The sequence below is a fragment of the Acidovorax facilis genome (assembly GCF_023913775.1).
GTDB lineage: Bacteria > Pseudomonadota > Gammaproteobacteria > Burkholderiales > Burkholderiaceae_C > Acidovorax > Acidovorax facilis.
Genome location: NZ_JAMXAX010000014.1, coordinates 11935 through 38281, shown reverse-complemented (window position 1 = coordinate 38281; position 26347 = coordinate 11935). Strand labels below are relative to the sequence as shown.

The 26347-nt window shown below is 63.1% G+C and carries 22 protein-coding genes and 1 pseudogene; 16 read left to right on the top strand and 7 right to left on the bottom strand.

Features of this window, described 5'->3' with window-relative positions; translation table 11 throughout:
* Nucleotides 1–5: 5 nt before the first annotated feature.
* Nucleotides 6–1253 (top strand): annotated as a pseudogene (locus tag NFX52_RS07045) (Ig-like domain-containing protein); the annotation flags it as partial.
* On the top strand, nt 1222–1722 hold the full coding sequence (locus NFX52_RS31070) for an IPTL-CTERM sorting domain-containing protein (RefSeq protein ID WP_353848477.1): 501 nt from the start codon (nt 1222–1224) through the stop codon (nt 1720–1722). The pseudogene NFX52_RS07045 and the gene NFX52_RS31070, both read left to right, overlap by 32 nt.
* 56 nt (nt 1723–1778) lie before the next feature.
* Here NFX52_RS31070 and NFX52_RS07040 read toward each other — a convergent pair whose 3' ends face one another.
* From NFX52_RS07040 to NFX52_RS07020, 5 genes are read right to left on the bottom strand one after another with little or no spacing between them, the layout of a single operon-like run.
* Nucleotides 1779–3548 (bottom strand): sensor histidine kinase, encoded by a 1770-nt coding sequence (locus tag NFX52_RS07040; RefSeq protein WP_055399602.1) that lies wholly within the window; start codon nt 3546–3548, stop codon nt 1779–1781.
* Nucleotides 3545–6040 (bottom strand): sensor histidine kinase, encoded by a 2496-nt coding sequence (locus NFX52_RS07035; protein ID WP_055399600.1) that lies wholly within the window; start codon nt 6038–6040, stop codon nt 3545–3547. The genes NFX52_RS07040 and NFX52_RS07035 overlap by 4 nt, the downstream gene beginning before the upstream one ends.
* Before the next feature lie 10 nt (nt 6041–6050).
* A complete protein-coding gene (locus NFX52_RS07030; RefSeq protein ID WP_055399598.1) occupies nt 6051–6854 on the bottom strand; it encodes an ABC transporter substrate-binding protein in 804 nt (267 codons plus the stop codon).
* Nucleotides 6851–7618, bottom strand: coding sequence for an HD-GYP domain-containing protein (locus NFX52_RS07025; RefSeq protein ID WP_369801381.1), 768 nt, complete (start codon nt 7616–7618; stop codon nt 6851–6853). Before NFX52_RS07025 ends, NFX52_RS07030 begins: the two co-directional genes overlap by 4 nt.
* Nucleotides 7615–8001 (bottom strand): response regulator transcription factor, encoded by a 387-nt coding sequence (locus tag NFX52_RS07020; RefSeq protein WP_055399596.1) that lies wholly within the window; start codon nt 7999–8001, stop codon nt 7615–7617. Before NFX52_RS07020 ends, NFX52_RS07025 begins: the two co-directional genes overlap by 4 nt.
* A 76-nt stretch (nt 8002–8077) precedes the next feature.
* Here NFX52_RS07020 and NFX52_RS07015 point away from each other — a divergent pair, with 76 nt between their 5' ends.
* Together NFX52_RS07015 and NFX52_RS07010 are read left to right on the top strand one after the other, a co-directional pair.
* A complete protein-coding gene (locus tag NFX52_RS07015; protein ID WP_055399587.1) occupies nt 8078–8785 on the top strand; it encodes a response regulator in 708 nt (235 codons plus the stop codon).
* Nucleotides 8786–8793: 8 nt separating this feature from the next.
* Nucleotides 8794–9531 (top strand): Hpt domain-containing response regulator, encoded by a 738-nt coding sequence (locus tag NFX52_RS07010; RefSeq protein WP_055399586.1) that lies wholly within the window; start codon nt 8794–8796, stop codon nt 9529–9531.
* A 219-nt stretch (nt 9532–9750) separates the two neighbouring features.
* Here the strand turns inward: NFX52_RS07010 and NFX52_RS07005 are convergent, their stop codons facing one another.
* Nucleotides 9751–11535 (bottom strand): methyl-accepting chemotaxis protein, encoded by a 1785-nt coding sequence (locus NFX52_RS07005; RefSeq protein WP_082437503.1) that lies wholly within the window; start codon nt 11533–11535, stop codon nt 9751–9753.
* Between the two features lie 49 nt (nt 11536–11584).
* Nucleotides 11585–12100, bottom strand: a complete 516-nt coding sequence (locus NFX52_RS07000) for a chemotaxis protein CheW (RefSeq protein ID WP_055399585.1) — start codon at nt 12098–12100, stop codon at nt 11585–11587.
* Nucleotides 12101–12312: 212 nt separating this feature from the next.
* Between NFX52_RS07000 and NFX52_RS06995 the strand changes: the two genes are divergently transcribed.
* The 12 genes from NFX52_RS06995 to NFX52_RS06940 all read left to right on the top strand — a co-directional run bounded on the left by NFX52_RS06995 (nt 12313) and on the right by NFX52_RS06940 (nt 26345).
* Complete coding sequence (locus NFX52_RS06995; protein WP_055399584.1) at nt 12313–13548, top strand: class I SAM-dependent rRNA methyltransferase; 1236 nt, start codon at nt 12313–12315, stop codon at nt 13546–13548.
* Nucleotides 13549–13674: 126 nt separating this feature from the next.
* Nucleotides 13675–14736 carry a CobW family GTP-binding protein gene (locus tag NFX52_RS06990; RefSeq protein WP_055399582.1) on the top strand — a complete coding sequence of 354 codons (1062 nt, stop codon included), beginning with the start codon at nt 13675–13677 and terminating at the stop codon, nt 14734–14736.
* A 181-nt stretch (nt 14737–14917) separates the two neighbouring features.
* Entirely contained in the window at nt 14918–15715 is a 798-nt protein-coding gene (dksA, locus tag NFX52_RS06985) for an RNA polymerase-binding protein DksA (RefSeq protein ID WP_082437502.1), read from the top strand.
* Between the two features lie 42 nt (nt 15716–15757).
* On the top strand, nt 15758–17521 hold the full coding sequence (locus NFX52_RS06980; RefSeq protein WP_207401948.1) for an STAS domain-containing protein: 1764 nt from the start codon (nt 15758–15760) through the stop codon (nt 17519–17521).
* A gap of 181 nt (nt 17522–17702) precedes the next feature.
* Nucleotides 17703–18269, top strand: a complete 567-nt coding sequence (gene hslV / locus NFX52_RS06975; RefSeq protein ID WP_055399580.1) for an ATP-dependent protease subunit HslV — start codon at nt 17703–17705, stop codon at nt 18267–18269.
* A gap of 107 nt (nt 18270–18376) precedes the next feature.
* Complete coding sequence (gene hslU, locus NFX52_RS06970; RefSeq protein ID WP_252635589.1) at nt 18377–19702, top strand: ATP-dependent protease ATPase subunit HslU; 1326 nt, start codon at nt 18377–18379, stop codon at nt 19700–19702.
* Between the two features lie 253 nt (nt 19703–19955).
* A complete protein-coding gene (mraZ, locus tag NFX52_RS06965) occupies nt 19956–20384 on the top strand; it encodes a division/cell wall cluster transcriptional repressor MraZ (protein ID WP_008903734.1) in 429 nt (142 codons plus the stop codon).
* Between the two features lie 8 nt (nt 20385–20392).
* Nucleotides 20393–21319 carry a 16S rRNA (cytosine(1402)-N(4))-methyltransferase RsmH gene (gene rsmH / locus NFX52_RS06960; RefSeq protein ID WP_055399576.1) on the top strand — a complete coding sequence of 309 codons (927 nt, stop codon included), beginning with the start codon at nt 20393–20395 and terminating at the stop codon, nt 21317–21319.
* Nucleotide 21320: 1 nt separating this feature from the next.
* On the top strand, nt 21321–21641 hold the full coding sequence (gene ftsL / locus NFX52_RS06955) for a cell division protein FtsL (protein ID WP_055399574.1): 321 nt from the start codon (nt 21321–21323) through the stop codon (nt 21639–21641).
* Nucleotides 21638–23383 carry a peptidoglycan D,D-transpeptidase FtsI family protein gene (locus NFX52_RS06950; RefSeq protein ID WP_055399572.1) on the top strand — a complete coding sequence of 582 codons (1746 nt, stop codon included), beginning with the start codon at nt 21638–21640 and terminating at the stop codon, nt 23381–23383. The genes ftsL and NFX52_RS06950 overlap by 4 nt, the downstream gene beginning before the upstream one ends.
* Nucleotides 23380–24885, top strand: coding sequence for a UDP-N-acetylmuramoyl-L-alanyl-D-glutamate--2,6-diaminopimelate ligase (locus tag NFX52_RS06945; protein WP_055399569.1), 1506 nt, complete (start codon nt 23380–23382; stop codon nt 24883–24885). The genes NFX52_RS06950 and NFX52_RS06945 overlap by 4 nt, the downstream gene beginning before the upstream one ends.
* The gene (locus NFX52_RS06940) at nt 24882–26345 is read left to right on the top strand and encodes a UDP-N-acetylmuramoyl-tripeptide--D-alanyl-D-alanine ligase (RefSeq protein ID WP_055399568.1); all 1464 of its coding nucleotides are present in this window, start codon (nt 24882–24884) and stop codon (nt 26343–26345) included. The genes NFX52_RS06945 and NFX52_RS06940 overlap by 4 nt, the downstream gene beginning before the upstream one ends.
* Nucleotides 26346–26347: the final 2 nt, after the last annotated feature.

Sequence of the window (26347 nt, the reverse complement as noted above, 5' to 3'; positions counted from 1 at the left end):
CTCCTATGATCGCGGCCACACTTTTGAGCCTGTCCCGATCTATGCGCTTCTCTGGTTCTCTGCTGCGTCCCCCGACCTTGTCTGCAGTGCTGATTGGCGCGGCTTCTTTGCTGAGTGGCTTCAACGCTGGCGCTCAGACTCTGGACGTATACCTTTCACCGCCCGGCGAACAGAACACGACGCGATCGGGCGCCATTGTTGAAACCTTCTCGGGTGCAGCGGGGGCAATTGGTGCGACGGGGAGTTTTGCCATCGGGGCTTGGACTGGTGCCACCGGGGGTGTCAACCGCACTGCAGCGGACCAGTACGGTGGCGCAGATGGGACAGGGAACTACCTTGCAATAGGAAACGGCAACCAGGTCACCATCACCCTGATTGGCGACCGGAAGTACGTTGGATTCTGGTGGTCGGCGGGGAATGCCGGCAACACCATCGAGTTCTATGACGACACCAACACCTTGTTGGCGCAGTTCACGACGAACTCGCTGACAACGCTGCTGGGTGGGGGCGGCAACATCACGGCGATCGACGGCAATTCGTACGCCAAGGCGGACTACTTTGGCAACCCCAATCCGCCTGCGGGTCGCAATACAGGAGAGCCCTATGGCTACATCAACCTGTTGCTGCGGGGGGCCAGCGTCAATTTCAGGACCATCGTTGTCCGCCACGCTGGAGGAGGGGGCTTCGAGCTGGACAACCTGGCCGTGACCGATGCAGCCACGGTGCCAGGCACCTGGGTGGATGTTGGAACCGTGACGGTGACCTTGCCGCCTGGAGCCATCGGCGCTGTGGACGACACGGCCACCACCCCGTTCAACACCCCTGTGCCGGGCAATGTGGCCACCAACGACACGACCGTGGCTGGCTCCACTTTTGCCGTGGTTGCGACACCCGCCAACGGCTCTGTGGTGCTCGATCCATCCACGGGGGCCTACACCTACACGCCGCAACCTGGTTTTTCAGGCCAGGATACGTTCACCTATCAACAGTGCAAGCCAGCACCTGATCAGGCAACCTGCGTCCCCGCTACGGTCACAGTGACCGTCGGCCCGAATGCGGTAGATGACAATGCAGGCCCCGCCACCCAAGGGGTGCCGTTCAATGCTTCGGTGACGGGCAATGATTCTGCCCCGGTGGGTTCCACGTACGCGGTGCTCGCGAGCACCGCCAACGGCACCCTGAATCTGAACAGCGCGACGGGTGCTTACACCTACACGCCGAATGCTGGCTTTAGCGGGACCGACACATTCACCTACCGGGTGTGCCTGCCTGCTCCGAACGCGGCTCTTTGTGACGATGCGACGGTGCAAATCTCGGTGGTTGCGCAGGTGCCCCCCCGTGGCCCTGTCCGTGTCCGTTGCGGGCGTGCCGACCATTGGGCAACCCGCCACAGGCAACTACACCTACACGGACGCCAATGCAGACGTGCAGGGTGCATCCACCTTCCGCTGGGTGCGCAGCCCCAGCAACAGCGTGGCGGCAGGAACGAATGTCGCCACAACGATGGGGTATACCCCGGTGGCAGGCGATGTGGGCAACTTCCTGTTTTTCTGTGTGACGCCAGTGGCCGCTACCGGGGCCACGCCGGGCCTGGAAGTGTGTTCGCCGGCAAGCCAGATCGGGTTTGCATCACCCATTCCTACGCTGTCCCAGTGGGGGATGATCATTTTGTCGATACTGATGGGCTGTTTCACCACGGCCTTTGCACGCCGTCGCCGCTGATGCATAACCAATAAACCACTGCGGTGTATCGGCCCCGCAGTGGTAAGCAATGCGGCTTATGCGAAGGGCGGGGCGGCTTTCGGCGGAATTTGCAGCGGCAGCGACAGCGTAAATGTGGAGCCCTCGCCCACCCGGGACCTGACGGTTAACGTGCCGCCCAGCAGTTGGGCAAGCGCACGAGACAGCGACAGCCCCAGTCCGGTGCCCCCGTGTTGGTAGCTGACGCGGGCGTGGCCCTGGCTGAACTTTTCGAAAATGACCTCGTGCAGGTTTTCCGGGATACCTGGGCCCGTGTCTGTGACATGGAACTGCACGTGGTGACCGTCTGCGCTGGTATCCACGGCCAGGCACACGGTGCCCGATGGGGTGAATTTGATGGCATTGGACAAGAGATTGTTCAGGATTTGCTTGAGCTTGAGGCGGTCGGTTACCAGGGCGTTCGGGACATTGGCGGCCGTGGTCGCCGTGAGTGCCAGCGATTTGGCCACGGCACTGACGCGGAAAAGCTCAATCACATCGTGCAGCAGACCGGGCAGTTCCACGGGCTCGGGGTGCGCTGGCATGGCACCCGCTTCAATCCGCGCCAGGTCGAGGATTTCCGTCAGCAGAGCGTTCAGGTGTTCTGCGCCCTGGCGGATAAGGCTCGATTGCTCCCGGGTCTGTGGATCGTTGCTGCGCAGCTCCATAAGTTCGGCAAAGCCGCGGATGCTCGTCAGCGGAGTACGCAGCTCGTGCGACATGGCGGCCAGGAATTCGCTTTTGGCCTGGTTGGCGCGTTGTGCTTCGGCCTCGCTGCGGGTCAGTGCCGCGTGGCTGACCGCCAGCCTGCGAATGCTTCCCAGAAATACGGCGACAAAGGCCACAACCGCCAGGCTCAACAGTGCCGTCAACCACAGGATCGTGTCGCGTGTGGTGCGCCAGCGGGCGAAAGAGTGTTCTTCTGAGGTGCCGCTGAGTACGGCAAGCGGGTAACTTCCGACACGGCTGAAACCAATAATGCGCAGTCTGGCGTCGGACGATGGCGACAACATGGCCCCGCTGTCCTGGCTGCGCAGTGCTTGCAGGAGGGGCGCGGGCAGTTGCATCCCAACCTCTGTGCTGACACCTCCCAACACGCGCACACGGATCACTCCGTCAAGCCCCGCAAGTCCCACACCGCCGTCGCTGCCCAGTTGCACGCCTCGGTACACGTCGGCGAAATGGCGTGGATTGAGTGACGCCACCACCACCCCCAGGACGCGCCCATCCGCGGCCGTGACTTTGCGTGAGAGCTGGATGGTCGATACCCCCGACACCTTGCCCAGCAGGGACTTGCTGATGAAAAGGCCGTTGTGCAGCATGCCAGAGCTGGGCGGGGCCGCTTCGGCGGGCAGCAAGTGCACCCGGATATGGTCGCGGTCCATCAGGCTCACATGGTTGCTGCGCGAGCCGTCGGGGTCTAGGTTGCTGCCCTGAAAGCGGCCATCGGGGCCCACGAAGGACAACTGCGTCAGGATGTGCGGCACCATGCCGGTTTCATTGGCGATGGTTGCCAGGTCCTCGCCGTTGAGTGGTCCGTCTTCGGCGGTATGCTGCAAACGCCACATGGCCTGGTCCACCGTGTCCAGGATGCGCAGCGTGTGCTCCTTCAGTGCCAGGGCGGTGTTGGTGTTCTGGCGCATCTCGGCGTCCAGGGTTTCTTTCCACTGCCAGCGCAGCATGGCGGCCATGGTGGCCCAGGCACCCAGCAGCACTACAGCGCTGAAAACGCAGGCCACCACAAAGTACATCAGCGCCGGGCTGCTACGCCAGTCGGAGGATTGGGGCTTGCTGGGCTTCCTGTTCATGTGAGCGGGGCTGGCATCGTGTCCGTGTAGCCTGCGGTGAGCAGCATGATATGGAAGATGGTACCGCCGTCGGGCCCGTTGGTGGCATGGATGCGCCCCCCATGCGCTTCGACAATCTTGCGGCAAATGGCCAGGCCCAGGCCCGTTCCGCCTGAGCCATCGCGCGTCTTGCTCGATTGCACGAATGCCTGGAACACGGTCTCCAGCTCTGCGGGAGGAATGCCCGGGCCTTGGTCGCGCACCTGGATGTGGATGCTGTGGTCGTCCGAGACTCCGGCGGTGATGTCGATGATGCTGTCTTCGGGCGAGAACTTGATGGCGTTGCTCAAGACATTGCGTACCACTTGCTGAAAGCGCGATGGATCCACTTTGGCGATCAAAGGCATGCGGCCCAGTCGCAAGCCCAGGCCCAGGCGTTTGCGGTCCAGCAGCAACGCCATCTCTGCCGCCACTTCCTCGATGAGATCGCGCACGTCGGCGCGCTCGAATTGGAAGGCTCCAACCGTGCTCTCGATCTTTGCGATGTCGAGCAGGTCATTGACGAGCACCAGCATGCGCTGGCCCGCGTCGTGGATGTCGCTGAACATGGACGCCAGCTTGGATTGATGGCGGCCCCGCGCCAGTCCGAGTTCGGAGAAGCCCAGGATGGATTGCAGGGGCGTGCGCAACTCGTGGCTGATGTTGGCCACAAATTCCGACTTGGAGCGCGACGCCTCTTCGGCCAGATCGCGCGCGGCCCGGAATTCCGTGATGTCCATCTTGGCGGTCAGGATACCGATGGGCTGCTTGCCGTTGGTGGTGACGAGCACCTTGGTGACCTGCACATCCCGGAAGCTGCCATCGAGTCGGCGCATGCGCTCTTCGTAGCGGACACGACCGCCCTCGCGCAACAGTTGTTCTTGGTGTGCGCAGTACGCCTGCGCCTCCTGCTTGGGCAGAAAGTCGATGTTGCGCATCCCCAGGACGCTTTTGCGCGACAGCCCCATGAAACTTTCCCAGGCCTGGTTGACCGAGAGAAGACGTCCTTCGGTGTCGGTCATGCAGATGGGCAACGGGTTGCATTCGAGCACCTGGCTTGTGAGGGCCAACTGCTCTTGCAGGCTTTGCTGGGCGGCCAGCAGGGCTGTCACATCCACCGCGCTGCCCGCAAAGCCGCGCAACTGACCCGACCGGTCACGCAGCGGAACCACCGAGATGTCCAGCGCGCGCGTTTCTCCTGCGGGTCCCGTGAGGCGGACCTGCGCCATGCGCACGCCCGGGGGCTGGGTGGCGTCGAACAGGGCATCCACGCCATCGCGGCACTCGGGGTGGACGACGTCCCGCAGACGCTGGCCTCGGGCCATTTCAGCGGGCTGGTTGGTAATGGCATGCCAGCGGGGATTGACGAACCGGATGGTCCCTTGGGCATCGGTGCGGAAGATCAGCTCCTGAACACTTCGGAACAGGACGGACAGCTCTTGTTCGCGCCGTGCGGTTTCTTGCTGGGCCTCATCGCGTTCACGTTGCGCAACTTCTTTTGCGCGGGCATTGCGCCAGGACGCATGCGTGAGAAGTCCTATCAGCGCCAAGGCCACCCCCATGAACAGCAGCGGTCCTCGCATTGCGTCCAGCCACTGCTGGGTCGTGGCTTCATAGGGTTGCTCTACAAATGCCACCAGAGGCTGGCTATTGGAGCTGCGCCAGGCGCCCAGGCTGCGCGCCTGAAAGGTTTGCAGCGGGCCGTAGGTTCCTTTGTGCGCTGGCAGCAAACCCTGGAACAAAGGGTGGGTGCCCAGGCTGCTTCCAAGATTCAGGGTGTCGTTGCCCACCTGGGTGAGCAAGGTCCCGTTGTCCAATGCCAGCATGACCTGTGTGCCAGGGTGGCCTGCCTCCATCAACTGCCGCTGGTAGGTGGCCAGGGCGTCGGGATTGATCTGTGCCACCAACGTCACCACAGCGTTCGATGGCAGGCGAACCAGGCGCACCATCGGAATGTAGCCAAGGCCAGCTGGCACGGTTGCATTGCGCATATCTTGGGTGAGTGTGCGGCCATGCACCCAGGCTCCAATGACCACCCGCTCATCGGTCGCTGGTGAAGGAGGCAGGCGCTGCAGATCCACCCGGCCACCCCGGTCCGAGGCGGTCGTGGAGGCCAGCACCAGCCCTTCGGAGCTGACGATGGCGATGCTGCGCAGAAAAGGCAGGCCTTGCAAGCGGTAAGACTGCTGTGCTTCGAGCTGCGCGGGAGTGTGGTTCTCGGTGGTCAGGCTTTTCGCAAGGCTGTCGAGGGCGAGCTTGGTGTTGTCGAAAACCTGGCTGGCGTGCGACTCCATGACGCTGGCCAGTAATTCGAGCTGCTTGCGGTCCTGAGCTTCTGTGCGGCGGAACTCCAGCCACATCAGCGATGCGGTGCCGACGATTACGGCCAGCATGAGAAGTGTGCCCCCGAAGAGCGCCCTGCTGCTGGCTACTTCCAGCAGGCTGAGCTTGGCAAAGGGAATGGATCGTTTCATGGCAGGGGCATCAGTTCAGGAGGATGCTTTCGAGTCCGTGGCGCCGTGCCGCCGTTTCCAGGCGGCCGTCCTGCCGAATCCGGGCGACAAAAGCGTTGAGCACGGCTCGCCATTCGACGTCGCCCGGTTTGCTGGCATGGGCGTAGGGGAGCGTATAGAACGGCTTGGGGGGCGCCACCAGTGCGGCCCATTCCGTGCTTTCGATCAGTGCGCGACCGTAGGGGTAATCGGTCATGAAGACGTCCACGCGGCCCGCAATGAGCTCGCGTTCGCGCGTCTGTGGCAGGTGGATGGAGACGAGACCTGCATGCTTGAGGCGTTGCCGCATGACGGGCTCCATGAACGTTCCAGCCTGCACGCCTACCTGCACGCCGGGTTGGTCGATGTCACTCCACTGCCGCACGATGCGGCTGGTGCGTGTGGTTACGGCATAGATATCGCTTTGCAAATAGGGTGTGGAGAACTGGAGTTGCTCCATGCGCTGCGGCAGCATGGCGATGCCGAACATCGCTACATCGCATGTGCCTGCCTGCAGGTCCTGCACCAAGGTGACAAAGGAGGAGTCCACGAATCGCAGCTTGACGCGCAGATCAGACGCCAGTGCCGTAGCCAGATCGATGTCCAGGCCGCTGAGCTGGCCGGAGCGCGGGTCCCGAAACGAGATGCGCTGGTACGCGGGCCAGATACAGACCCTGACTTCACCCCGGGCCTGAACGCGGTCCTGAACCTCACCTGCTGTGGCGCCCCAGGAGGCCAGAGCGGTAGCCAGGAGCATGAGCACCGCAGCCTGCACTCGGTATGTACGGAAGATCATGGTGCCTCCTGCTTGCGGTTGATCAGGTCGGCGAAGGTCATGCGTCCGACCGTGACTTGCTCACGCAAGGCCGAAATGGCGGCGCTGTTGCGCAGGAAGCAGTCCACGATATCCGGGTCGAAGGCTTTGCCTCGTTCTGCCAGGAGCATCTCCAGCGCTTTTTCGTGGCTGAAGGCCGGGCGGTAGACGCGGTCCATGGTCAGGGCGTCGTAGAAGTCCACGATGGTCACAATGCGCCCCGACAGGGGGATGGCTTGGCCTGCCAACTGGTTCGGGTAACCCTTGCCATCCCAGCGTTCATGGTGTGCAAGCGCAATTTCGGCGGCCACCTGGAACAGCGCGATGCGCGATTTTCCCAGGATGTCTGCCCCGATGGCAGGGTGCCGGTTCATGATCATGCGCTCCTGAGGCGTGAAGGCACCAGGTTTCTTCAGCACGTCGTCAGGAATGCCGATCTTGCCAATGTCATGCATGGGGGCCGCCTTGCGCAGCATCAGGGCGTAGTCCTTGGACTCGCCCAGAAAAAGTGCCAGGGCCTCGGCCAGGAATCCGATGCGCACGATGTGGATGCCTGTGTCATCGTCTTTGTATTCCGCCGCCATGGACAGCAGAAACAGTGCCTCATGGTGGGCGCGGGCCACTTCCTGCAACGCCTCGTTGCGTTCCTGGTACATGCGCCCCAGATCGAAGACGATCTTCTCCATCTGGTCGGCCGCCGCAGGGCTGAACTGGGTATTTTCGCGTGCAGCTGCAACCATGTTCATGGCGCCTCGCCGGGGGTTGTGCCCAGGTGGTTGATGGTTTCGATCAGTTTGAGGGGGCTGAAGGGCTTGAGCAGATAGGCGTCGGCCCCGGCCATCATCCCCGCCTCGATATCCTGGCTTTGCCCGCGAGCCGTCAGCAGCACCACCCAGGGTTTGCCCAGCGATGGGTCGCTTTTGACAAGGCGGCACAGATCGAGTCCGTCCATGCTTCCGGGCATCATGATGTCCAGCAACAGTAACTGGGGGCGCAGCGTTCTCACGGCCTCCAGGCCCTCGTCGGCGTTGACGGCTTCATGGATGTCGTGGTCTTCGAACTCCAGGGTCATGCGGATCAGTCGGCGGATATCCGCATGGTCTTCGATGATCAGAATGCGTTTGTTCATGGTTGGGCACTTGCTGTAACTGGTTTTATCAATTTTATCACAAAAGTGATTTTTCGAAGTGATAAAATTCGCCACTATGGAACTCAGTCTTCTCTCTTCGCTGCCGGTGGATTGCAGTACCCGTGATGTGGCGCGGGTGCTGGGTATGGCGGTTCGTTCTGTTCAGCTGATGGTGGACCGGGGTGAGCTGGAGGCCTGGAAAACACCAGGAGGTCATCGGCGCATCGCGAAGGCATCGGTCGAGCGCTGGCTGGCCCAGCGGCAGGGCCAGCCCGCTGTACCGGTTGCAGAAGTTGCCGTGTCTGGTGCGGTGGTAGCGTCAGACGATGGGATTGTCAAAGCAGCTCCCAGGCGCGCGGAGCAGGCCAGCGCTTCTCGCGAACCAGCGGGTACACACGGCCAACGGGTGTTGCTGATTGAGGATTCCGCACATTTCCAGACCCTGGTGAAGCTGTTGATGGCGCACGATTTCCCGCAAGTGGAACTGCATGTGGCAGACGACGGCATCGTTGGCTTGGCGATGGCGGGCGAACTGCAGCCGGATGTGCTGATTGTGGACATCCTTCTTCCTGGCATTGATGGTGCGACGTTGATTTCCCGTCTGCGCTCGCATCCCCAGTTCCAGCGCAGCCGTCTGATCGTTGTGACCTCGCTCGACGAAGAGCAGCGCAGTCCCTACGCCTTTGCGCTGGCCGGGCTGCCTGTGGTGCACAAGCCCCGCTTGGTGCAGGAGCTGCCTGCGTTGCTGGCGGGGTTCCTGCGTCCTATGGCCGAGAAGGCCTGAGCGCCGTCGTGACGCAGCCGCGCGTGCTGTTGGTGGAGGACGATCCGTCAGTGCGCCGGTTTGTCCAGATGGCGCTCGATCCCCTCGGCGTGAATCTGGTGCAATGCGCCACGTTCGCCGAGGCGAAGCAGGCGCTGACAACTGAAGTGGCACAGCTGGTCCTCACGGATCTGACCCTGCCCGACGGCTCCGGCCTTGATCTACTGGTTTGGATGCAGACACCTCTTTCGCCACAGGGCGCGGCCTGCCGCACCGTGGTGTTCAGTGGTGGAATCGATCCAGCCACGCAGCGCAGGCTGGAGTCGCTCAACGTCTGGCGCGTTCTGCACAAGCCCGCCTCGGTGGGCTCCCTCATGGCTTGTGTCTCTGAGGCGCTGGCCAGCCCCAGCGGGGAGGAGTCCGCCGCTCTGGCCGCTGCCCCCCTGGTGAGAGCAGATCCCGTGGCCGAGTTTTTTGGTGGCAATCGAGCGCTTTACGAAGCGTATCGACAGGCATGCCTGGCCCGGTTTTCCCAAGATGTGAATGAAGGCGATCTGGCCGTGGCGGCGCAAGATGCACAGGCGCTGCGGCGCGTGGCGCACAACCTCAAGTCAGTGTTGACGATGCTGGGTGAGGCGCCAGCTGCCCAGTGTGCGCGAAGCACCGAGGAGTGGGCTGCAGGGGGCCATTCTGACCTTATGCAACAGGGATGGCGACAGTTGCGGCAGCAGGTGCTGCGTGTGGTTTCTGTTCAAGGCGAAAGTTGAATTCTTTGCATCTCGCAAACGGCAGCCTATTGCCGGCACGTGGATCATTTCACAGCTTCTGAATAATAGAAAAACCACCCGAAGGTGGTGATTCCAAGGGGACTTCAACAGCTGACGCCTGGCGTCTGGCCTTGAGGCTGTCGGGCTTGGAGTGTCGATAGCGAAAGTTGCCCCTGGGGGGGCAACTTGCAGCCGACGTTTTCCAAGTCCGGCGGGTTCCTAGAAGTTTTCCCACTCTTTCTCTGCATGTGGAGCGGCAGTCACGAGTTTTGCCGAAGGCAGATGCGCCACGCCCGATTTCGCCATTGCGACACTTCGGACAGCCGCCTTGATGGCGGAGGTCGCTGATCGCTGGTTTGGGGCTTTCTGGGCCATCGGCGGCCGTGAAGCGTATGTGGTGGATGTGCTGAGCGCTCCTTGTGCGGGCACCAACGCAGGGCGCTCTTCCAAAGCCAAGGGCGAAATCTTGAAGGAGGAAACCACGTTGACCAGCTCCGCTGCCTGGGTGTTGAGGCTGCTGGCTGCTGCTGCCATTTCCTCCACCAGTGCCGCGTTCTGTTGGGTGGCCTGGTCCATCTGGGTGACGGCTTCGTTCACCTGGTCCACGCCCTGGCTCTGCTCGGAACTGGCTGCGCTGATCTCCGCCATGATGTCGGTAACGCGGCCAATCGCCGAGACCACATCGCTCATGGTCTGGCCTGCCCGGTCCACGAGGGCGGAGCCGGCTTCTACCCGCTCCACGCTGGCGCCGATCAACACTTTGATTTCGCGCGCGGCGTCTGCGGATCGGCTTGCCAGGTTGCGAACCTCGCTCGCAACCACTGCAAAGCCACGGCCTTGTTCACCCGCTCGGGCGGCCTCCACGGCGGCGTTCAGGGCCAGGATGTTCGTCTGGAAGGCGATGCCGTCAATGACACCGATGATGTCCGAGATCTTGCGGGAGCTGTCGTTGATGTCTTTCATCGTGCGGACCACGTCTGCGACAACTTCGCCGCCTTGGCTTGCCACGTTCGACGCGTTCTGCGCGAGCTGATTGGCTTGCCGGGCGTTCTCGGCGTTCTGGCGAACCGTCGAATTCAGCTCCTCCATCGATGCTGCGGTTTCTTCCAGTGCACTGGCCTGGTTTTCGGTGCGTGCCGAGAGATCGCTGTTGCCCGCCGATATCTCCGCGCTGGCAGTGGCCACGCTGTCGGAGCCTTGGCGTACCTGCGAGACAACCTGTGTCAGCGATGTCTGCATGTCGGAGAGCGCTTGCAGCAGCGGGCTGAATTCATCGTTGGCGTTGTCAATGACCTCTCCGGTCAGGTCGCCATCGCGCACGCGGGCTGCGATCACTTGCGCTTCTGAAACCCGGCGCTGAAGGACGCTGCCGACATACCAGGAAAACACCATCAAACCGGCTGCAATCGCCGCGACGGCTGCCACAAGGCTGTAAAGGGTCTGTTTGGCGTCGACTTCGATTTCTTGAAGGCTTTCGCTCAGCAAACTGTTTTGGTGTTGCTTTTGCTTGCTCAGCATCTCCAGCACCACGTTGCGGGCAGGAATCGTCTTGGCGACCAGAAAGTCGAAGCCTTCTTCCTTGTTACCTTGCTCAATCAACTGGATGTTTTGCCCTGCGATCTGCCAGAACGTGCCCAGCGCCTGAACGAGTGCAGCGTATTCAGTCTTTTCGGTGGTGGTGACAGCAGTTTTTTCCAGTGCCAACTGGTCGGTGTCGATCAGTTTCTTTTTCTCCGCAACGTCCGCCAAGGTGGCCTTCAGGTCGCTGGGTGTTCTGACCAGGAGCGCATGGCGCAACTGGAGAGATGATCGTGTGACGTTGAGTTCCATGGCTGCCAGTCGCAACTGGTGGGGAACGGACTCTGTGGCGACCTTTCGGGTTTGGGCGGTGACCTCGGAGAGGTTGAACCATGCGAGAAGCGCGACCAGGGTCAGGCCACTGATGAGTGCGAAGGACAGCAGGTGCAGGCGTTTCGCAATGCCGAATGCTCTGAAGAAGTTCATAGGGATTCCGTGTAGGTGTGTTTGTGTTTCGTGGCAATGCGACAGCGTTTCATTGCACGGTGAGGGGCGATGGCAACGAGGGTGCCAAGAGCTTTTCGATGTCGAGCAGGATGAGCATCCGGTCATCGACCGATCCGATGGCCAGCAGGTGGTCCCGATCCACGTCCATGTCGAGTGCGGGGACAGGGCGCAATTGCTCTCTCTCCAGCGTGAGCACATCAGACACGCCATCCACCACAACGCCCACGACGCGCTGACCAATGTTGAGCACGATCACCACGGTCAGATGGTCATAGCGAGCCTCTGGCAAGCCCAGTTTCAGGCGCAGGTCGATGATGGGCACGATCACGCCGCGCAGGTTGACCACACCCTTCAGGTCGGCAGCGGCGTTGGCGATGGTGGTGGGCTTTTCGTACGAACGGATCTCCTGCACCCGCAGGATGTCTACGCCGTACTCCTCGTTGCCGATCTTGAATGCAAGGAACTCACGAAGATCGGTCAAGACCGTTGGGGCTGCATCAGGGATAGAACCCAGGCTGGATGGGGTGTGAAGATTCGCTGACATGTTTGTTTGATAAAAATGATAGTTGTGCGAATTTTATGAGAGATGAATCAAATTTGTCAAATAAATGATTCCAAAAAATGATAAATATGCTTTCTCGCCAGCGCTGTGGGTGGTCTTTTGTGCAAACGGGCGGGCTTATCGCAGGGGCAGCGCGTGCTGTTTTTCAAGGGATGATGGTTGGACGGCAGCGGTGAGCCCGCACAATCCGGGGCATGAAAACCCTTCGCCTTCGCCCTGGCAAAGAGCGCTCGCTCCTGCGTCGCCACCCCTGGATCTTCGAATCGGCCATCGCCAAGGGCGGCGGCGACAGCGGCGAGACCGTGCGTGTGGAGTCGCACGAAGGCCAGTTCCTGGCTTGGGCCGCCTTCAGTCCGACCTCGCGCATCCGCGCACGGGTGTGGAGCTTTGACGAAGCACAGCGCATTGATGCTCCTTTTTTTATAGCTTCTTGCGCCCGATCCATAATCGCCAGAGCCCGATTTGATGTGCAAAGTGATGGCGTGCGTCTGGTGCACGGCGAATCCGACGGTCTGCCGGGGCTCATCGTGGACCGCTATGGCGATACGCTGGTGGCGCAGTTCACCAGCGCAGGCACCGAGCGCTGGAAGGGCGTGATTGCCGATGCGCTGCTGCGCGAAACGGGGCTGACCAAGCTCTACGAGCGCTCGGATGCCAGCGTGCGTTCGCTGGAGGGCCTGGAGCCCGCCACCGGCTGGCTGCGCGGCGGGCCCTCGGGTGCGGCAGGTGATGGCGAGGGGCCGCCGCTCGAACTCACGATCCGTGAACACCAGTGGCGTCTGACGCTCAACATCGCTGAGGGCCACAAGACCGGCTTCTATCTGGACCAGCGCGACAGCCGCCAGCGGTTTGCTGACTACACCCAGCGCCTGGGTTTCAAGCATGTGCTCAACTGCTTTTGCTACACCGGCGGCTTCAGCGTGGCGGCACTGGCGGGCATGCGTGCAGCAGGCACCGTGGCCGATGGGCATGTGACGTCCATCGACTCGTCCGGTCCCGCCTTGGAGCGGGCCCGTGCGCACGTGGCGCTCAACGGCTTCGACCCGAACCGCGCGAGCTTTATGGATGCCGACGTGAACGCTTCACTGCGCCAGTTCCTCAAGGAGGGCCAGCGTTTTGACGCCATCATCCTCGACCCGCCCAAGTTCGCACCCACTGCTGCGCACGCCGAGCGGGCCGCGCGGGCCTACAAGGACATCAACCGGCTGGCGCTGCAACTGCTGACCCCGGGCGGGGTACTGTTCACCTTCTCGTGTTCGGGCGGCATCAGCGCCGACCTGTTCCACAAGATCGTGGCGTCGGCGGGCGCGGATGCGGGCGTGGACGGCTACATCCTGGAGCGCCTGGGCGGCGCGCCCGACCATCCCATGACGCTGGAGTTTCCGGAAGGGGAATACCTCAAGGGCTTGGTCGTGATGCGCAAAGGGTGAGCCCGGCGGCGTCCGGCAGGGGCTTGACAGCCTCGGTACACTGAAAAAACGCCCCCTGTGCGGGGCCCTGCAGCCCGCAGCATCGGGCTGCAGTGCATGTATTTGATTCCCTTGAAAGACAGATTTATGGCACTGATCCCCGTCACTATCCTCACCGGCTTCCTGGGCTCGGGCAAAACCACGCTGCTCAAGCGCCTGCTCTCCGAAGCCCATGGCCAGAAGATCGCCGTGATCGAGAACGAATTCGGCGAAGAAAACATCGACAACGACATCCTCGTGACCGAGTCCAAGGAGCAGATCGTGCAGATGAGCAACGGCTGCATCTGCTGCACCATCCGCGAAGACCTGCGCGAGACGCTGCAGCTACTGGCCGCCAAGAAGCGCAAGAACCTGCTCGAGTTCGACCGCATCGTGATCGAGACCACCGGCGTGGCCGACCCCGGCCCGGTGGCGCAGACCTTCTTCATGGACGAAGAAATCGCCGAGACCTACCTCATCGACTCCATCATCACCCTGGTGGACGCCAAGCACGCACCCCAGCAGCTCAATGACCGCCAGGAAGCGCGCCGCCAGGTGGGTTTTGCGGACCAGATCTTCCTGTCCAAGACCGACCTGGTGTCCAAGGACGAGACCGAGGCGCTGATCCATCGCCTCAAGCACATGAACCCGCGCGCGCCCATCAAGGCCGTGCATTTTGGCGAAGTGCCGCTCAAGGAGGTGTTGGACCTGCGCGGCTTCAACCTCAATGCCAAGCTGGATATCGACCCAGACTTCCTGAAGGAAGAAGGGGACGGGCACGACCACCATGATCATGACCACGAACATGGCGAGCACTGCAGCCACCCCTCGCACCAGCATGAGCACGGCCATGGCCATCACCATCACCACGATGACGATGTGAAGAGCTTCGTTTACCGCTCCGACCGGCCGTTCGACCCGGCCAAGCTGGAGGACTTCCTGGGGGCCATCGTGAATATTTACGGCCCGCGCATGCTGCGCTACAAAGGTGTGCTTAATATGAAGGGCACTGAACGCAAGGTGATCTTCCAGGGGGTGCACCAGCTCATGGGAAGCGATCTGGGCCCCCAATGGGCCGAGGGTGAGACGCGCACGAGCAAGATGGTCTTTATTGGCATTGACCTGCCCAAGGACATCTTCCTGCAGGGGCTGGAACAAAGCCTGGTCTGACCCTCACCGGGGCCTGTGCCGCCCAGGGGAGAACGGCGTGTTTGTGTTGTATCTGCAACGTTTTCGTTTGCGTCAGCCCAGGTCGATACAATCGCGCCCCGGTAAAACCCCGGAAGGCTTGCCACCCGCCCTTGGCTGCGAATGCAGCTAGGGCCCGCCCGTACTGCGAGGAGACCAGGAAGTGAAAGCCGACACCAGCAAATCTAAGGGGGCCACCAAGGCAACCCCTGCCGCGGCGAAAAGCGCCGCCGCCCCAGCGGCACCCAAAGTTGCTGCGAAGGCCACTGCCAAGGCTGCTGCGGCGCCCAAGGTGGCCGCACCCCCCGCCGTGGCGGCTCCTGCTCCGGCACCCGTGCTGCAAGCAGGCTCGCAGGTACCCGTGCGCACAACCCGGCCTTCTTCACGATTGGCCCAATTGACCGTACCATCCATGGCACAGACAGTGGCTTCGACCGCTGCCAAAGCCAGTTATCTACATACCATGCCCACGACCGCGCAAGCACAGCCTACGTATACGGCTGCCAAAAAAGACCCCAAGCTGGCGAACAACTGGAAAACCAAGTCCGCCGCTGAGTTGACCGATGCCGAAGTCATGGCCATGCCTGACGACGAGTACATGAACGACAAGCAGATGGCCTTCTTCCGCCTGAAGCTGGTGCAGCTCAAGCAGGAGATCCACAACAGCGCTGGTGAAACCACCGAACACCTTCGTGAAGACACCGTGGTGGTGCCCGATCCGGCCGACCGCGCCACGATCGAAGAGGAACATGCCCTGGAGCTGCGCACCCGCGACCGCGAGCGCAAGCTGCTCAAGAAGATCGAGCAGTCCATTGCCCGCATCGACGCAGGTGACTATGGCTACTGCGACGAAACCGGCGAACCCATTGGTGTGGGCCGCCTGATTGCCCGTCCCACTGCCACGTTGTCCCTCGAAGCACAACAACGCCGCGAACTCAAGCAGAAGATGTTTGGTGATTGACCGGGCCGTCTGGCCTGATCAACCCCAAGCGCACCCTGAGCCATGAGCAAGGAAGAAACCACCCCCGGAGGCCTGCTGTCGAAGGTGGTTCGGTTCGTGAAGAACCCGACGGTGAACTGGACCGAGCTGGACTCCATCCAGGACGACCGGGAGAGCCAGTACAGCAAGCAGATGCTCAAGGAGATGATCGAGCGCAAGCGCCGCAACGACTTCGTGCGGCGCCGCGAGTTCGATCAGCTGCGCAAGCTGCGTCAGCGCGAGGTGCTGCAAGGCCAGCGTGTGGAAGACGCCGCAGGGCGCCCCTCGTTCTTTCAGAGCAGCATGGCATCGCCCGACGAGCGGGCCGTCACGCTCAAGAAGATCGACGAGATCGAAGCGCAGATGTCGCAGCAGTGGTGGAAGAGTAAGCAAGGTGCAGAGGCTCCCACGCAACCCGGCGCCATGCCTGTTGCTGCCGACGCAGCTGCGTCCTCTGATTCCGCCCGCGCAAGGGCGTATGCGCCCACGGCACCCGGCAGCCTGCCAGCGCCCCTCGAAAACAAGGCCGGTGTCCAGCCGCTGTTTGCCGATGACAGCATGGCCATTGGCCGGTTTGGCGGCACCGATGCGCAAATGCTCGCGGGTGCAGGTCCTGGCGAAGCGTCCTTCAGCCTTGCGGCAGCTACTGCGGTAACGCCAGCGCCCGCATCCGAACCGGAGGAATTCGTGCACGAACCCGATTTAGAAGAAGCTGCCATCCGGTTTGCCAATGGCGACCACGCTGGGGCTGAGTCCGGCCTGCTCGATGTGCTGGCCCAGCACCAGCAGGATGCGCCCGACGACCAGCTCGAAATCTGGATGACACTGTTCGACCTGTACCGTGCAACGGGCCAGCACGACCGGTTTGACACCCTGGCCATCGACTTCGCCGCCCAGTACAGCCGCTCCGCTCCGCTGTGGTTTTCCATGCCCGAGCAATTGGGCATGGCACCGCCCGCCGCAGCGGCTGCGCCTGGAACGGCTGCAGCCGCACCGGCAGGCGCGGTGCGCCGCGATTTCAGCTGGAACGCGCCGCCTACGCTGGCTGTGTCTTCGGTGGCCGCACTCCAGGCCTCGCTGGCACGCGCCGCCTCGCCCTGGACCCTGTCCTGGGCCCGCTTGGGCGCTATCGATGACGCTGCCGTGCCTTTGCTGGTGGACCAGTTCACCCAGTGGGCCGAGCGTGATGTGCAACTGGTGTTCTCCGGGGTAGAAAAGCTCAACGCCCTGCTGGATGCCAAAACCCAGTCCGGTGACCGCTCTACCAGCCCTGAGTGGTGGAGCCTGCGCATGGCGGCGCTGCGGCTCATGGGCAAGCCAGATGAGTTCGAGCTGGTGGCGCTGGATTACTGCGTCACCTACGAAGTCTCACCGCCGTCGTGGGCGTCGCCGCGCTGCGGGTATTCGGACAACGAGGGTGTGTCTTCGGGCTCGGCGCCTCTGGCGGCCGACAGTGACTTCATGGCCTCCGACCTGGGTGAGTTGTCCGCCCCCGCTCCGCTGGAGGCGGGCCCCGTGGCGCAGCTCAGCGGCTATATCGATGGTGATGCCACGCCATTGCTGGAGCCTTTCCAGGCCTTCCTGCGCCCGGGTGTGCCGCTGACCATTGTCTGCGACAAGCTCATTCGTGTGGACTTCGCGGCTGCGGGCTCGGTGCTCAACTGGGCGGCCGAGCAGCAGGGCCACGGCCATGTGATCCAGTTCCAGAACCTGCAGCGGCTGGTGGCAATTTTCTTCAACGTGATCGGTATCAACGAGCACGCTTGGGTGGTACCCCGAAAGAACTGATACCTCCATGGGACGCACCACCAGTGCGGCGGAGCAACCCTTGCGCGCCGGCTGGGTGCGGGCCGTGATCGTTGCATAGTTTTTGGGTGGGCTGCAGGGCCACAGATTCGGTGGCTGCTCGTGGCAGTTAGCGTTCGGCGTCGCCTTGAAAGCGCCGCCCGTGCCCTCAACTGCCGCAGCTATGGACTCATCAAACGACAACCATCCGGTGTTCCACGGCACCACCATCCTGAGCGTACGCCGCCAGACGCCCCAGGGCGTTCAAGTGGCCATTGGCGGGGATGGCCAGGTCACCCTGGGCAACATCGTGGTCAAGGGCACGGCGCGCAAGGTGCGCAAGCTGCACCACGGCAAGGTGCTGGCCGGTTTTGCGGGCGCCACGGCCGATGCCTTCACCCTGTTTGAGCGCTTTGAAGCCAAGCTCGAAAAACACCAGGGCCACCTGGTGCGGGCAGCCATTGAACTCACCAAGGACTGGCGCACCGACCGCGTGCTGCGCCGCCTCGAAGCCATGCTCGCCGTGGCCGATCTGGAGGCCTCGCTCATCATCACCGGCAATGGCGACGTGCTGGAGCCCGAGCAGGGCATCGTGGCCATTGGATCGGGCGGGGCCTACGCGCACTCGGCCGCCAAGGCGTTGCTCAACCACACCGACCTCTCTGCGCAGGACATCGTCAAGAAGTCGCTGGAGATTGCTGGCGAGTTGTGCATCTACACCAACATGAACCACACCATCGAGACCTTGTAGGTCGGGTGTTTTTTGCAGGGCGGTCTTGACCGCATTTGATACGTTTTTGATAGCTGCTAGCGCTTGATAGATAAGCGCTAGAGCCCAATTTGACTGGAATTTTCGCCATGTCGTCCATGACCCCCCAGGAAATCGTCTCCGAGCTGGACCACCATATCGTGGGCCAGGCCAGCGCCAAGCGTGCCGTGGCCATTGCGCTGCGCAACCGCTGGCGCCGCCAGCAGGTCGAAGGCAGCCTGCGCCAGGAGATCACACCCAAGAACATCCTCATGATCGGCCCGACCGGCGTGGGCAAGACCGAGATTGCGCGCCGCCTGGCCAAGCTGGCCGATGCGCCCTTCATCAAGGTCGAGGCCACCAAGTTCACCGAGGTCGGCTACGTGGGCAAGGACGTGGATTCCATCATCCGCGACCTGGCGGAGATGGCCGTCAAGCAGACGCGCGAATCCGAGATGAAAAAGGTGCGCGCCCGCGCCGAAGATGCTGCCGAGGAGCGCATCCTGGACGTGCTGATTCCCCCGGCCCGTGCAGCCGCAGGCACCGAGCCCGCGGCTGACAACACGGCCCGCCAAGTCTTTCGCAAGAAACTGCGCGAAGGCGCGCTGGCCGACAAGGAGATCGAGATCGATGTCGCCGAAGGCCGCCCGCAACTCGAAATCATGGGCCCCCAGGGCATGGAAGAAATGGCCGAGCAGTTGCGTGGCATGTTCAGCCAGATGGGGCAGGACAAGCGCAAGACCCGCAAGCTCAAGATTGCCGAGGCCCTGAAGCTCATCACCGACGAAGAGGCGGGCAAGCTCGTCAACGAGGAAGAGATCAAGACCCGCGCTGTTGCCAATGCCGAGCAGAACGGCATCGTCTTCATCGACGAGATCGACAAGGTGGCTGCGCGCCAGGAAACCAGTGGTGCCGACGTGTCGCACCAGGGCGTACAGCGCGACCTGCTGCCGCTGGTGGAGGGCACCACGGTGTCCACCAAGTACGGCATGATCAAGACGGACCACATCCTGTTCATCGCATCCGGGGCGTTCCACCTGTCCAAACCCAGCGACCTGATTCCGGAGCTGCAGGGGCGCTTCCCCATCCGGGTCGAGCTGGAGTCGCTGTCGGTCAAGGACTTTGAGGCCATCCTCACGCAGACCCATGCGTCCCTGGTCAAGCAGTACCAGGCCCTGCTGGCCACCGAAGGCGTCACGCTCGAATTTGCACCCGAGGGCATCACGCGCCTGGCGCACATCGCCTTTGAGGTGAACGAGCGCACGGAGAACATCGGTGCACGCCGCCTGTCCACGGTGATGGAGCGCTTGCTGGACGAGGTGAGTTTTGATGCGACTCGCCTATCGGGTCAGACCATCACCATTGACGCTGCCTATGTGGACGCCCGCCTGCAGACACTGAGCCGGGACGAGGACCTTTCACGCTACATCCTGTGACCACTCGGTCAAGCCTTGAGAGGTCACTTTCATAGGCCTCTCTAAGTGCTTATTTTTCAACGACTTTTGGCTTTTTAATCTCTGCAAAGTCGCGTCTAAGTCGTTGATTTCATTACAAAAGTTTGTTGGACACCCTCTTGTTCGGTGTGCTTTTCCTGCTACAGTGCAAAAAAGTGCAATTAAGTGGTGAAAAGTGCCCTCAAGGTCCATTGCACGGACCCCCGAGGCGCAAAACCGAATTGGAAATCTGTCCGTGTTTCAAGGTGCCTCGTCGCTGAGTCTCGATGCGAAGGGTCGGCTGTCTGTGCCGACCCGGCATCGTGACGTCTTGGCGGCCACGGCATCCGGTCAGCTCACCATCACCAAACACCCGCACGGCTGCCTGATGGTGTTTCCCCGCCCCGAGTGGGAGAAGTTCCGCGAGCGCATTGCCCAGCTGCCCATGTCCGCCCAGTGGTGGAAGCGCATTTTTCTGGGCAACGCCATGGATGTGGACATGGACGCCACGGGCCGCGTGCTGGTTTCGCCCGAGCTGCGTGAAGCAGCCGGTATCTCCAAAGACACCATGCTGCTGGGCATGGGCAACCATTTCGAACTTTGGGACAAGGCCACCTACGACGAGCAGGAGGCCAAGGCCATGCAGGGCGAGATGCCGGATGTCTTCAAGGACTTTTCCTTCTAAGGCGCGCTGTGACATCCCCCCTGCAACACACCACCGTCCTGCTCAATGAGGCCGTGGATTCTCTCTTGGGCGGCGCAAGCCCTGAGCCTGCGGGCACCTGGGTCGATGCGACCTTTGGGCGCGGTGGGCACTCTCGCCTCATCCTCCTTCGGCTGGGGCCGCAGGGGCGCCTTGTGGCCTTCGACAAGGACCCCGAAGCCATCGCCGAAGCAACGCGCATCACCGATGCGCGTTTTTCCATTCGGCACGAGGGTTTCCGCCATCTGGCCGATCTGCCGCCCGCCAGTGCTGCGGGCGTGCTGATGGACCTGGGGGTGAGCTCGCCCCAGATCGACAGCCCCGAGCGGGGCTTCAGTTTCCGTTTTGACGGCCCGCTGGACATGCGCATGGATACCACGCGCGGCGAAAGCGTGGCCGATTGGTTGGCCACGGCCGAAGTTGGTCAGATTGCGGAGGTGATACGTGACTACGGTGAAGAACGGTTTGCTGGCCCCATTGCAAAGGCGATTGTTGCTCGGCGCGAAGAACGGGGTCCTCTTTCAACCACCGCAGAACTTGCCGATCTCGTGGCTGGCGCGGTCAAAACCCGCGAAGCGGGCCAGAACCCTGCAACGCGCACATTTCAAGCTCTTCGGATTTTCATCAACGCCGAGCTTGAAGAGCTGCAACAGGCGCTAGAGGCCAGCCTCTCGGTGCTGCAGCCGGGCGGGCGGCTGGTAGTCATCAGCTTTCATTCGCTCGAAGACCGCATCGTCAAACAGTTCATCGCCAAACACTCCAAGGAGGTGTACGACCGCCGTGCGCCGTTTGCCGCGCCGCAGGCCATGAAGCTCATCGCGCTGGACCGCATCAAGCCCAGTGCTGCCGAAGTGGCCGCCAACCCCCGCTCACGCAGCGCCATCATGCGCGTGGCCGAGCGCACGGCGGTCGTCTGACATGACCAGGCTCAACGTGGTCCTGTTGCTGGCGGTGCTGGCCAGCGCGATCTATCTGGTGCACACCCAGTATGAATCGCGCCGCCTGTTCACCGAGCTGGACCGCGCTGTGGCCGAGGCCCGTCGTCTGGAAACCGAGCACCAGCGCCTGCAGGTGGAAAAGCGCGCCCAGGCCACGCCGCTGCGGGTGGAGAAGATCGCGCGTGCCCAGCTGAACATGCGCACGGCCACGCCCGCCATCACGCAGTATGTGTCTGACCCACAGGGCGTTGCGGCGGCGGCTGCAGCGGCCGCATCGCAACCGGCAGGGGTGCAGCCATGAGCCGCAGCGTGCTCTACACCTCCAGCCCGCTGCTGGCCAGCAAGACACCGGTCTGGCGCAGCAAGTTCATCGTGGCGATGATTGCTCTGGGCTTTCTGGGGCTGGCGGGGCGCGCTGCCTATGTGCAGGTGTTTGGCAACGCGTTCTTTCAGCGCCAGGGCGAAGTGCGTTTTGCGCGCACGCTGGAGCTGCCCGCCAACCGCGGCAAGATTGTGGACCGCAACGGATTGATCCTCGCCTCCAGCGTGCCGGCGGCCAGCATCTGGGCGATCCCTGAAGACGTGGACCAGGACAAGCCCGAGGTGCGCGCCAAGCTCAAGCAGCTGGCCAAACTGCTCGACATGCCGCAGGCCGAGCTGCAGAAAAAGCTGGCGGATGAAGACAAGACCTTTGTCTGGATCAAGCGCCAGCTCGACTGGGATGTGGGCCAGCAGATTGCTGCGCTCGACATCAAGGGCATCTACCAGCGCAAGGAATACAAACGCCAGTACCCCGAGGGTGAAGCCGCTGCGCACGTGGTGGGCTTCACCAACGTGGAAGACCATGGCCAGGAAGGCATGGAACTGGCGTTCGACAAGGAGCTCGCGGGCAAGCCCGGTTCGCGCCGCGTGATCAAGGACCGATTGGGCCGCGTGGTCGAAAGCGTGGGCGAAACCGTGCCGCCGGTCGATGGCAAGGACATGCAGCTGTCCATCGACAGCAAGGTGCAGTTCTTTGCCTACCAGAAGCTGCGCGATCAGGTGGCCGCGCACAAGGCCAAGGCGGGCAGTGTGGTGGTGCTTGATGCGCACACAGGCGAGTTGCTGGCGCTGGCCAACTACCCGAGCTACGTGCCCGACAGGCGCCAGAATCTCACGGGCGAACAGCTGCGCAACCGCGCATTGACCGACGTGTTCGAGCCCGGTTCGACCATGAAGCCCTTCACCATCGGCCTGGCACTGGAGACGGGCCGCGTGCGTCCCGAAACCATCGTGGACACCACACCAGGGCGCATCAACATTACCGGCTCCACCATCTCCGACACGCACAACTACGGTGTGCTGACGGTGGAAGGCGTGATCCAGAAGTCCAGCAACGTGGGCACCACCAAGCTGGCCATGCAGATGCCTGCACGCGAAATGTGGGAGACCTTCTCAGCCGCTGGTTTTGGCCAGAAGCCGCAACTGCATTTCCCCGGTGTGGTGACGGGTCGTCTGCGCCCGTACAAGACCTGGCGCCCGGTGGAGCAGGCCACCATGTCGTATGGCTACGGCCTGTCGGCCAGCCTGTTCCAGATGGCGCGCTCGTACACGGTGTTTGCCAACGGTGGCCGCGTGATTCCGGCCACGATGCTCAAGACTGCTGAACCCGCCGTGGGCGTGCCTGTGTTCTCAGAGCGCACGGCCGACCAGGTGCGCAAGATGCTGCAGATGGCTGCAGGCCCTGGTGGCACCGGCCAGAAGGCCCAGACCGTGGGCTACTCGGTGGGCGGCAAGTCGGGCACGGCGCGCAAGCAGGTGGGCAAGAGCTACGCCTCGGGCAAGTACCGCGCGTGGTTCACCGGCATGGCGCCCATCGACAAGCCCCGCATCATCGTGGCCGTGATGATTGACGAGCCCAGCAATGGCGTGTTCTACGGCGGTGCCGTGGCTGCACCGGTGTTCAGCGAAGTCGTGCAGCAGACGCTGCGCATGATGGGCGTGCAGCCCGACATGGCGGTCAAGCCACAGATCGTGGCCAACGCGGTGGAGGAGTCGCTATGACGACGGTGCCTTTGCTCCAATCGGTGCACGATGCCGTGGCCTGGCTGCGCGATCGCGTGACAGGCACCCTGCAGACGGACAGCCGCCAGATCCGCCCCGGCGACGGTTTCATTGCCTGGCCCGGTGCTGCTACCGACGGCCGCGCCCACATCGGAGACGCCTTGTCGCGCGGCGCCGTGGCCTGCCTGGTGGAGCACGAGGGTGTCGAGGCCTTTGCGCTGCAAGGGTTGCCCGTGGCAGCACTCCATGGCCTGAAGGTCGCCACCGGCCTGATTGCGGCCGACTGGTTCGACCAGCCCACGCAGCGCCTGGACGTGCTGGCAGTGACGGGCACCAACGGCAAGACCAGCACCAGCTGGTGGCTGGCCGAAGCCCTCAATGTGCTATCAAAAAATGAGCTTATTGCGCAAGGTGGATGCGCGCTGGTAGGCACTTTGGGCATGGGAACGCCGCCTGCACTCACCAGCACGGGCATGACCACCCCCGACCCGGTGCGCTTGCAGCGCGCGTTCCAGCAGTTCGCCGATGCGGGCCGCACGGCCTGCGCCATTGAGGCCTCTTCCATCGGCCTGGCCGAGCACCGCATGGCAGGCACGCGCATCCGTGTTGCCTTGTTCACCAACTTCACGCAGGACCATCTGGACTACCACCCCGGCATGGCGGCCTACTGGCAGGCCAAGAGCGTGCTCTTTGACTGGCCGGGCCTGCAGGCTGCGGTGGTCAACATCGACGATGCACGCGGCGCCGAGCTGCATGCCACGTTGGCAGACCGGCTGCTGGACCTGTGGAGTGTGTCCATCACCGGCCCCGCCCGTCTGGCGGCGCGCGACATCAGCATGGGCGAAGGCGGGCTGCGCTTCACCGTGGCCGAAGGTGTGCACACGCATGTGCTGCAGACCCGCGTGATCGGGCAGTACAACGTCTCCAACCTGCTGGGCGTGCTGGCCGGGCTGCGCGCGCTGGGCGTGCCGCTGCAGCACGCGCTGTATGCCTGCGCCCAGCTTTCCCCGGTGCCGGGCCGCATGGAGCAGATCCACCACCCTGGCCAACCCCTTGTGGCCGTGGACTATGCCCATACGCCCGATGCGCTGGACAAGGCGTTGCAAGCCCTTCGCCCGATCGCGCAGGAGCGCGGCGGCCAGCTCTGGTGCGTTTTTGGCTGTGGCGGCGACCGCGACGCAGGCAAGCGCCCGCTGATGGGCGCGGTGGCGCAGCACCATGCCGACCGGGTGGTGGTGACCAGCGACAACCCGCGCAGCGAAGACCCTGCGGCCATCCTGCACCAGATTCTGCAAGGCACCATTGCTGGCAACACCGTGCGCGCCGAGCCCGACCGCGCCGCCGCTATTGCGCTGGCCATTGCCGAGGCAGCGCCCGCCGATGTGGTGCTGATCGCCGGCAAGGGCCACGAAGACACCCAGGAGACGGCCGGTGTGCGCCTGCCGTTCTCCGACATGGCCCATGCGCAGACCGCGCTGCAGGCCCGAGGAGCCCGTCCATGACCGCCACCCCTGGGGTGATGATGACCCTGGCGCAGGCTTTTGCGCTGCTTCAGCCGCGCATTCCCGCCGCCCGCCTGGTGGGCGATGGCGCCACGCCGCTCGCACGCGTGCACACCGACACGCGCACGCTGCAGGCGGGGGACCTGTTTGTGGCGCTCAAGGGCGAGCGGTTTGACGCCAATGCGTTCTTGCCCGACGCCCGCGCTGGTGGCGCCGCCGCTGCCATCGCCCATGGCGGCCTTGCCGCCGCAGGCTTGCCCGGCATCGAGGTGCCGGACAGCCTGGCAGCGCTGGGCGCGCTGGCTGCAGCGTGGCGGGCGCAGTTCAGCCTTCCGTTGGTTGGCGTGACGGGCAGCAACGGCAAAACCACGGTGACGCAGATGATTGCGTCCATCCTGCGCGCCTGGAAGGGTGAGGCTGCCTTTGCCACGCAGGGCAATTTCAACAACGACATCGGCGTGCCGCTGATGCTTCTGCGCCTGCGGGCCAGCCACGCCGCCGCCGTGATCGAAATGGGCATGAACCACCCGGGCGAGATCGCCACGCTGGCCGCCATGGCGCAGCCCACGGTGGCGCTGGTCAACAACGCGCAGCGTGAGCACCTGGAGTTCATGCACACGGTGGAAGCCGTGGCCCGCGAGAACGGCTCGGTGTTCGCCAGCCTGCCTGCCGACGGTGTGGCAGTGTTCCCTGCGGAGGATGCCTACACGGGCCTCTGGCGCTCGCTGGTGGCAGGGCGCCGCGTTGTCACTTTTGGCGACGGTGGCGATGTGGCCTGCACGCAGGCTGCGTGGGGCCAGGGCGCTTGGGCCGTCACACTGGCCACGCCACAAGGCGAAGTGGCCACCCTCCTGCACATTGCGGGGCGCCACAACGTGACCAACGCACTGGCAGCCGCTGCCTGCACGCTGGCGGCGGGGGCGCCCCTGGCCGCCATCGCCCAAGGGCTGAATGACTTTGTGCCCGTCAAGGGCCGCTCGCGCGCTTTCAGCGTGCACTGCGCGGGCCGCGACATCACCGTGGTGGACGACACCTACAACGCCAACCCCGACTCCATGCGTGCCGCCATCGACGTGCTGGCCGAGCTGCCCGGCCCGCAACTGCTGGTGCTGGGCGACATGGGCGAGGTGGGCGACCAGGGCCCGCAGTTCCACGCCGAGGCCGGTGCCCATGCGCGTGCGGCAGGCATCCCCCTGCTGTTCGCGCTGGGCGCGCAGTCGGTGCACGCCGCCACGGCCTATGGAGGTGCCCGGCATTTCAACGATATGAGTGCGCTGCTGGTGGCAGTGCGCGATGCCCTGTCCACCGTGGGCAGTGTGCTGGTCAAGGGATCGAGATTCATGAAGATGGAACAGGTGGTGGAGGCGATTGCCGCCACTGCAGCCGCCGCAGCGCAGCCGCAAGAACAACAACAAAAGCAGAACCGGGCACTGGAGGGACACCATGGCGCAACACTCTGAAG